Raw genomic sequence first — 8,628 nt, forward strand, 5'->3', positions numbered from 1 at the left:
CTGGAATGGGCGCATCGGCGGCTGGCAAAGCGGGCCGAAGCGCGCAAGATCCTGATGGTCATCTCGGACGGCGCGCCGGTCGATGATTCGACCCTGTCGGTCAATCCGGCCAATTATCTGGAAAAGCACCTGCGCGACGTGATCGCCATGGTCGAGAAGAAACGCGCCGTCGAATTGCTGGCCATCGGCATCGGTCACGATGTGACCCGCTATTACGACCGGGCTGTCACCATCACGGATGCCGAACAGCTGGCCGGTGCGATCACGGAACAACTGGCTGCGCTGTTCGACAGCGACCCGCGCAAGCGCGCGCGCGTTCTGGGCATGGCGGCAATGCGCCGCGCCTGAGGCGCGGGATCCGCCGGCCGATTCCGTCTCAGCTGCGATAATCGCGCAGAACCGCCGCCGCGATGGTGTCGCGGGTCAGCACGCCGATCACGTTTTCCGGCCGTGGCATGGTCTTGTCGGGCAGAATCAGAAGCGCCGCGTGATCGCGGTCGGCCATGTTCGTCATCGCGTTCTGGAGAAAACTGGTTTCCTTGGCATAGCCCACCGGACCGATCAGGGGGCCGTGTCGCCTGGTCGGATCTTCGGGATGGACGCGGACGATGCCGACGACGCTGCGGTTCTCGACCACGACCGCATAGATCCGTTCCGATCCCAGCAATGTGTCCACGCTGCCGCGATCGCCGAGTTCGGCCTTCTCGATCACGCCGACGGCAGGGGACATGATTTCCTTGATCTGACGGATGCCGAACATGTGGGCGCGCGATTCGCGCGGGATGCGATGGCCGCGGCGCGTCAGTTTCAGCGTGTAGATGTCGTCGGGCGACAATTGCTTGCGGACGCCAAGCGCGACCACGACCGCGATGATCGCCGCGACCGTGATGGTGTAGTCGCCGGTCATCTCGAACAGCATGACGATGGCGGTCAGCGCCCCGCCGGTCGAGGCGCCTACGATGCAGGCCATGCCGATCAGCGCGAAAGTGACCGAATGGAAACCCAGATTCGGGAACATGATGTCCAGCACGCCGCCGAACGCCCCGCCAAGTGCTGCGCCCAGAAACAGCGAGGGCGAGAAGATTCCGCCCGAGGCGCCGGCGCCAAGGCTGACCGAGGTGGCAAGGAACTTCAGCACGAAAAGCAGCATCAGGAAGGCCGGCGCGGTCAACTGACCGGTCAGGATCGCCTCGATCGTGGCATAGCCGACGCCCGCCGTGTGATACATGCCGGTGGTCAGCAAAAGCACATACATCAGGATGCCCAGCGACAGCATTCCGGCGGCGTTTTTCAGATAGGCATTGGCCTTCCAGCCGTCGAAAGCGTCCTCGATCATGTAGAGACCGCGCACGAAACCGGCCGCGGCGACCCCCGTGACAAGGCCGAAGATCACGTAGAGAGGCAGCATGTCGACCGAAAGGGGCACGACAAGATCCGGCCTCTCATGCGCGGCGACAAGAAAGGCCGGAGCAATGCCGAAGGCCAGTCGGCCGATATAGGTTGCGGTGCCGGTGGCGATGACGACCGGGATCAGGGTGCGTGCGCTGAATTCCGGCAGCATCAGTTCGACCGCGAACAGCACCGCGCCAAGCGGCGTGTTGAAGGTCGCCGCGATCCCCGCCCCGGCCCCCGCCGCGACCAGTGTGATCACCTGCCAGCTGCGCAATCGCGCCAGCCCGCCCAGGACCGATCCGATCCCCGATCCGATCTGGATGATCGGACCTTCGCGCCCGACCGAGGCGCCCGATCCGATCGACAGCGCCGAGGCCAGCGACTTGATCACGACCACCTGCGGGCGGATCTTGCCGTTGCGGTAATAGATCGCATCCATCACCTCGGGCACGCCGTGCCCCTTGGCCTCGGGCGCGTAGCGGCGCACCAGCCACAGCACGATCGCCCCGCCGATCACCGGGGCCAGGATCACCAGCGGCCCGAAAGGGGCCGGCGGCGTGGCGATGTTGGCATCATATGCGAAAGAGAATTCGCCCAGAAAGAACAGGTTGTGAATGAACGAGATCAGGTAGCGCAGCAGGATCGCGCCCAGGCCCGTGACGATGCCGATGCCGATGGCCAGAAAGGAAAGCGAAATCAACGAGACATTGCGGGTGTCGTTGTTCAGTCCGGGCAGGTCGGTCGTGGCGGTATCGGTCATGGCTCTCGGTGGCGGTTGTGGTCGCGGCCGGCGACCTGTAGGAATGCCGCGGGCCGGGTCCGGGCCATTCGCAGCGCCTTCTCTGCTATGCCTTTGCCTGCCCGGATGCAAACCGTAAGCAGCATCCGGCCCGCGAAGCAGTGGAAGGGACAGGACATGGCCGCGATCAGATTCAGCCGGATGCGCGGACTTGGCCGTGTCCAGTGGATCGCCGCCGCAGCCGCCCTGTCGGCCGTCGCGATCTATCTGCTGGTGCTGCGGCAACTGGATCACCGCGCCGCGGCCTATCTGGAGGGGCTGCGCGAGACCGATCCGACAACCTATCTGACCGATCTTCGCGAGGTTCGGGGATATGACGCCTTTCTGACCGAATATGCGCGTCTGGAAGGGTTCGACGAATTTCGCCCGCAGCCGCCCGGCTTCCTGATCGGTCGCTGGACCATGCGCGACGACATGCTGAGACTGACCCGCGGGCAGGCGCCGAAATCCTGCACCGACCCGGCCACCTTCGAATACGGGCTTTTCATCAGCGCGCGCGCCGAAATCGTATCCCTGCCCGTCGCATATCGCCTGTCGGGAAGCACGGTCGAGATGCGGATGGCCGGGGATCGGACGCTGCCGATCCGGCTGATCGCCTATGGCGCGCGGCTGGACCATCTGGAGTTCACGCCGCCGGGCGAGACCCGGCCGGTTCATGCCTATCTCTGCGGACGCTGACCCTCACGGATCCGCAAGCATGCGCGGCAGGCTCTGGCGCAGCAGCGTCATGCCGCCGGGCCGCCAGCCCATCGCCGCCAGGGCCGCGCAATCCGGCACGTTCAGCAACGACGCATCCGCGCGATGGGGCAGGGGATGGCGGCTGGACGTCAGATCCCGCACCTCGGCCAGCAGATCGCGGCGGTCAAGGACCAGATCGGACGCATTGACGCTGGCGGGTGGGGTCTCTTGTGTCAGAAGCAGCAGCATCGCGCAGGCCAGATCCCGGCCGTGCAATTCGGTCGCGACGCGCGGCGTGATTGCGCGACCTGCCAGATAGTCGCGGATCAGTCCGCGCCATTTCTGCGCCGGGCCGGGCCCATAGATGCCTGTCGCCCGGATCGAGGTCGCCCGAAGCTGCGGTCTCAGCCGGCGCAGATGCGCCTCGGCCAGCGCCTTTACCTCGCCGTAGAGATTGGCCGGACGTGGCGGCAGGTCATCGAACAGCGCAATGCCGGGCGGATGGCCATCATGGACGGCGCGCGACGACAAAAACAGGATCCGGCCCACGCCCGCGGCCGCCGCCGCATCGAACAGCCGGATCGAACCGTCCAGGTTGTCGCGCCGAAATCCCTGTGCATCCGCACCCTCGCCGCCGCGATAGCGGCCCGGGACATGGGCGAAGGCGCAGTGGACCAGGGCGTGGTGGCCGGCAAGGTCGGGCGCGTCGCCCAGGACATAGCCGCTGGCGCGGTCCAGCACCGTCACCTCATGCCCCTGGGCCAACGCGGCCCGCAGCGCGAAGCCGCCGACGATGCCGCTGGCGCCGGTCAGCGCGATGCGCATCAGGCGGCGGGGCGGGCCTGGGCGGCCAGGTCGGGAACCGGCTGGCCCGCGGCGATGGCGCGCCAAAGCTGGATCAAGGGCCGCAGCAGATCGGCCTTGTCGTGTTCCTGCCAGGGCTTCTCGTACTGGAAATGCAGGATGCGAATGTCGTCCCAGCTCCACAATTGCGGCATGTTGAACCAGACATATTGCAGCATGTTGTGGTGGATCGAAAGGCCGTGCCAGTCGGGGAAGTAATCCTGCAGGAAGCTCTGGTCGGTTCGTCGCCAGAATGCGCCGGGCCGGTCCAGCCGCGCCAGCATCTCGCGATGGGTGCGCTGATCGGGACGGGCCGTGAAAACGCCCGAATTCATCCGCAGAAACCCGTCCAGCCCGTCATAGACATTGGGCGCGGCACAGAATTCCGGCATCTCGAACAGCTTGTCGACGTTGCGCAGCACGATGGCATCGGCATCCACGAAGACGCAGCGGTCGTAATCCAATTGCCACAGCCGCAGCTTGACGAAATTGTCCAGGGGCGTGTGGAAATCCGGCTTGGCCCCACGGGTGAAGGCCGCGCGACGATGCAGCGCGTCGCGGGCATGGGCCTGGTCGAACGCCTCCGAGGTCGGCAGCAGGTCCGCCGCCACCAGTCGCGCATCCAGCGCCCGCAGCCGCGCGAGTTGTCCGGCACTCAGCCCGCGATGCATCACCACCAGATCGGCCCTCGAGCCCGTCAGGCGCAGCGAACGCAGCAGGGCCTCGGCCCCCGGCAGATAATCCGGATTGCTGACCAGCGTCACATAGGCATGATCGGCGCGCCGCGGCGTTTCATCGCGCAGGCCATCGGGCAGGCGGTGGCCGGCATGGCGCGACGCGTCGGGCCGCAGCGGTGAAATTCGCGAATTGTTCATCAGAGAGGCGTCCTTCCGGGATATCATGGTCTGACTGGTCTCTGCCGCGACATTATGGCAGGTCTTTGGCCTGTTGATGGCAGAACGCGGTGGGCTTTGCCAAGGTTCATCGCCGGAACAATCACTTGGCACGGGCGAGGGTTTGCCGATGGCGCTGCGGGACGAACTGATCGAAAGATTGCGAAGGATCCTCGGCGCGCGCCTGTCGGTGTCGGATGCGGATCGCGATCACCACGCGCAATCCGAAACCTTCCACAGAAGCCCGCCGCCCGACGCCGTGGCCTGGCCCGAGACCGCCGATGAGGTCTCGGCCATCCTCGCGATCTGTGCCGAGGCCGGGATCTCGGTGATTCCCTGGGGAACGGGCACGTCGCTGGAAGGTCACGCCCTGCCGGTGCGCGGCGGCCTGACGCTGGATCTGTCGCGGATGAACCGGGTGGTCCAGATCCGCGCCGAGGACATGCAGGTCAGCGTCGAACCGGGCGTGACGCGCGAGGCGCTGAACATGGAATTGCGGGCGACGGGCCTGTTCTTTCCGGTCGATCCAGGCGCCAATGCCAGCCTGGGCGGCATGGCCGCGACGCGTGCCAGCGGCACGACCGCAGTGCGCTATGGCACCATGCGCGACAACGTTCTGGGCTTGCAGGTGGTGCTGGCCGACGGGCGCATCATCCGCACCGGCACGCGGGCGGCCAAGACCAGCGCAGGCTATGATCTGACCGGCCTTTTCGTGGGGTCCGAAGGCACGCTGGGCGTGATCACGGAACTGACCCTGCGCCTGCACGGCCAGCCCGAAGAGGTCGCCGCCGCAGTCTGCGCCTTCGACAGCCTCGATCACGCCGTCGAATGCGTCAGCGCCACCATCCAGTCCGGCATTCCGATGGCCCGGATCGAATTCGTCGATGCAGCGACCGCGCGCGCCTTCAATGCCCATTCCGGCAGCACCCTGCCCGAAAAGCCGCATCTGATGGTGGAATTTCACGGCTCGCCCGGCGCGGTGCGCGAGGATGCGGAGCGATTCGGCGATCTGGCGGGCGATTTCGGCGCACAGGGTTTCGACTGGGCCGTGACGGCCGAGGATCGCGCCCGCCTGTGGCGAATGCGGCATGGTGCCTATCACGCCTGCCGCGCGCTTCGCCCCGGCGCAACCGGGGTGGTCACCGATGTTTGCGTGCCGATGTCGCATCTGCCCGCGGCCGTGGCCGCCGCCGCCGCCGATATCGCCGGGGCGGGGCTGATCGGGCCGATCGTGGGCCACGTGGGCGACGGCAATTTTCACGCTCAGATCCTTGTCGAACCGGGCAATGCGACCGAACTCGCCGAGGCCAAGCGTATCGCCACCCGCATGGCCGAACGCGCGCTGCGCGTCGGTGGCACGATTACCGGTGAACATGGCGTGGGCATCGGCAAGCGGGGATTGATGGCGGCCGAACATGGCGAAGGCTGGCAGGTGATGGGCGCGATCAAGACGGCGCTTGATCCGCGCGACATCCTGAACCCTGGAAAGCTGGTGCCGGACCGGAACTGACCTTCCCGTTTGCATGTTGATCCAGAAAGGAGCCTTGCCATGTCCCACAACGACAACGATCCCGGCCGCTCGGCCAGAAATCACCGGCCGGCGGTCATCGCCATCGGGCTGGCGCTGATCGTCGCGGCGCTTGCCTGGTGGTTGTTCCTTCCCGGTGTGAACGAAGGCGATGACGGCATCGCGACCACCGAACCGCCCCAGGGAACGCCCGTGACGCAGGCCGAGGGGGTGAGCAATCCGGATGCAGCCGCCGCGCCCGCCGCCGGGACCGAGGGTGCGGCCACGGATAGCCCGCCGGCCAGCAACTGAAGGCGATACGCCGCTGCAAAAGGGATCCTGCCCCGCCTGATCGGGCGAAGCCTTGGCCTCTGCGCCTGCCGGTCCGCTTTCTGACGCAGACGTGACCGTCACGCCCCGGTGACTTTGCCTCACGGCTTTGCGATAACGGCACCAAGCGCCGCCGACAGGCGCAGAGCAGCAGCAAATCCCGTGGGGCAGGCGATATGAGGCATCTGACTAAAATCCTGATCGGGCTGTTGCTCGTGCTGGCGGTATCGTGTTCGCGCACGCCCCCGCGCGGCGGAGGCGGAGGCGGAGGCGGCCCCGGCGGTTCGACCTACACCGCGGGCAAGACACCGCAACTGGGCGACAGCCGCCCCCATGCCTGGCGCAATGGCCATCCCTACAATCAGGATGTGCACGGTATCGACATCTCGCGCTGGCAGGGCGACATCGACTGGGGCCGTGTCCGAAGCGCGGGAATCAACTTCGCCTTCATCAAGGCGACCGAAGGCGCCGATCACGTCGATCCGGCCTTTCAACGGTACTGGCGCGAAACTGCTGCCGTGCGCCTGCCGCGCAGCGCCTATCATTATTACTATTTCTGCCGGTCCGGCGAAGAACAGGCAGAGTGGTTCATCAAGAACGTCCCGCGCGAACGCGGCGCCATGCCGCCGGTCCTGGATCTCGAATGGACCAATTCGAACACCTGTCCACGCCGCCCGCCGCCCGCCGAGGTGAAACGAGAGGCATCGGTCTTCATGGATATCGTCGGCCGCTACTATGGCCAGCGCCCGATCATCTACACGACGGTCGATTTCTACCGCGAGAACCAGCTGGGCGATCTGCGTGCCGAGTTCTGGCTGCGCTCGGTCGCCGACCATCCGCGCATGACCTATCCCGGTCAGAACTGGACCTTCTGGCAATATACCGGAACCGGCATCGTGCCGGGCATCGAGGGCAATGTCGATCTGAATGCCTTCGCGGGCTCGTCGGCCGACTGGACACGATGGCTGTCGGCACGCCTGACGCGGTAGCGCCGCGCCCCCGGCTGCTGGCCGAATTCGCGGCGCTCTATGTCGGGACGCCGCTGGCCATCGCGCTGTTTCTGCCGAAAGGCTGGCTGTTTCCGGCGCTGTTCCTGTTCACGCTGGCGGGCCTGTTGCTGTTGTGGCGGACCGGCGGATTTCGCTGGTCCAGCCTGATCCGCGGCATCCGGATTCCCTGGTGGGAGGTGGCGGGCATCGCCATCGCGACGCTGGCCGCCGGCACCGCGATCCTGTGGCTGGTCCGCCCCGAGGCGCTGTTCGTCCTGGCCCGCACCCGGCCGGAATTCCTGTTGCTGATCTGGGCTCTCTATCCGCTTCTTTCCGCGCTGCCGCAGGAACTGATCTTTCGCGCGCTTTTCTTTCACCGCTACGGACCGGTGCTGCCCCAGGGGCGCGCCGGCATTGCCATCAATGCCGCGGTCTTCGCCTTCGCGCATCTGATGTATTGGTCGGCGGTCGTCCTGGCGCTGACCTTCATCGGCGGCTGGATCTTTGCGCGGGCCTATCGGCGTCACGGCTTTCCAGCGGCGTGGCTGCTGCATGCGGTCGCGGGCAACATCCTGTTCGCGGTCGGGATGGGTTATTATTTCTACAGCGGCAACGTGGTGCGGCCTTTCTGAGCGGTTGACTTCCCCGCTGTCGCACGGTTCATGCGGGGGCTGAACGAACGAGGTCCGCAATGCACCCCTATCGCAGCCATACCTGCGCCGATCTGAACGCCGCCCATGCCGCAGAGGCGGTCCGCCTGTCCGGCTGGGTTCACCGTGTCCGCGATCACGGCGGCGTCCTGTTTGTCGATCTGCGCGACCATTACGGCATGACCCAGGTCCTGGCCGACAGCGACAGCCCCGCCTTCGCCGCGATGGAAAAGCTGCGCGCCGAGACGGTGATCCGCATCGACGGCCGGGTGAAGCTGCGCGATCCATCACTGGTCAATTCCAAGCTGCCCACCGGCGAGATCGAAGTCTATGCCACCGATCTGGAGGTGCTGGGCCCGGCCGAGGAACTGCCGCTGCCGGTCTTTGGCGATCTGGACTACCCCGAGGAAACCCGGCTGGCCTATCGGTTTCTCGACCTGCGCCGCGACAGCCTGCACAACAACATCATGCTGCGCTCGCAGGTGATCCGCAGCTTGCGCAACCGCATGTGGGACGCCGGCTTCACCGAATTCCAGACGCCGATCAT

The 8,628-nt window shown here is 66.1% G+C and carries 10 protein-coding genes; 7 read left to right on the top strand and 3 right to left on the bottom strand.

Annotated features, from left to right (window positions below; all coding sequences use genetic code 11):
• Positions 1 to 348, top strand: a 348-nt coding sequence (locus tag B4A72_RS02555; RefSeq protein WP_414692484.1) for a cobaltochelatase CobT-related protein, incomplete at its 5' end; no start/stop codon positions are given.
• A 28-nt stretch (positions 349 to 376) separates the two neighbouring features.
• Here the strand turns inward: B4A72_RS02555 and B4A72_RS02560 are convergent.
• Positions 377 to 2,152 (bottom strand): chloride channel protein, encoded by a 1,776-nt coding sequence (locus B4A72_RS02560; protein ID WP_292957122.1) that lies wholly within the window; start codon positions 2,150 to 2,152, stop codon positions 377 to 379.
• Positions 2,153 to 2,308: 156 nt separating this feature from the next.
• Here B4A72_RS02560 and B4A72_RS02565 point away from each other — a divergent pair, with 156 nt between their 5' ends.
• Positions 2,309 to 2,869 (top strand): hypothetical protein, encoded by a 561-nt coding sequence (locus B4A72_RS02565; RefSeq protein WP_292957124.1) that lies wholly within the window; start codon positions 2,309 to 2,311, stop codon positions 2,867 to 2,869.
• Between the two features lie 3 nt (positions 2,870 to 2,872).
• Here the strand turns inward: B4A72_RS02565 and B4A72_RS02570 are convergent, their stop codons facing one another.
• Both B4A72_RS02570 and B4A72_RS02575 read right to left on the bottom strand, forming a co-directional pair.
• On the bottom strand, positions 2,873 to 3,694 hold the full coding sequence (locus tag B4A72_RS02570; RefSeq protein ID WP_292978051.1) for an NAD-dependent epimerase/dehydratase family protein: 822 nt from the start codon (positions 3,692 to 3,694) through the stop codon (positions 2,873 to 2,875).
• Complete coding sequence (locus tag B4A72_RS02575; RefSeq protein ID WP_292957128.1) at positions 3,694 to 4,587, bottom strand: glycosyltransferase; 894 nt, start codon at positions 4,585 to 4,587, stop codon at positions 3,694 to 3,696. The genes B4A72_RS02570 and B4A72_RS02575 overlap by 1 nt, the downstream gene beginning before the upstream one ends.
• 148 nt (positions 4,588 to 4,735) lie before the next feature.
• On the opposite strand from B4A72_RS02575, the gene B4A72_RS02580 reads away from it, so the two are divergent.
• The 5 genes from B4A72_RS02580 to B4A72_RS02600 all read left to right on the top strand — a co-directional run.
• Positions 4,736 to 6,115 (top strand): FAD-binding oxidoreductase, encoded by a 1,380-nt coding sequence (locus B4A72_RS02580; RefSeq protein ID WP_292957131.1) that lies wholly within the window; start codon positions 4,736 to 4,738, stop codon positions 6,113 to 6,115.
• A gap of 39 nt (positions 6,116 to 6,154) precedes the next feature.
• On the top strand, positions 6,155 to 6,424 hold the full coding sequence (locus B4A72_RS02585; protein ID WP_292957134.1) for a hypothetical protein: 270 nt from the start codon (positions 6,155 to 6,157) through the stop codon (positions 6,422 to 6,424).
• A gap of 194 nt (positions 6,425 to 6,618) precedes the next feature.
• Entirely contained in the window at positions 6,619 to 7,431 is an 813-nt protein-coding gene (locus tag B4A72_RS02590) for a GH25 family lysozyme (RefSeq protein WP_292957137.1), read from the top strand.
• Positions 7,404 to 8,063, top strand: coding sequence for a CPBP family intramembrane glutamic endopeptidase (locus B4A72_RS02595; protein WP_292957140.1), 660 nt, complete (start codon positions 7,404 to 7,406; stop codon positions 8,061 to 8,063). The genes B4A72_RS02590 and B4A72_RS02595 overlap by 28 nt, the downstream gene beginning before the upstream one ends.
• 59 nt (positions 8,064 to 8,122) lie before the next feature.
• A partial coding sequence (locus B4A72_RS02600; protein WP_292978052.1) for an OB-fold nucleic acid binding domain-containing protein occupies positions 8,123 to 8,628 on the top strand: 506 nt, incomplete at its 3' end.

The organism is Paracoccus sp. UBA5162 (genome assembly GCF_002413585.1).
Classification (GTDB): Bacteria; Pseudomonadota; Alphaproteobacteria; order Rhodobacterales; family Rhodobacteraceae; genus Paracoccus.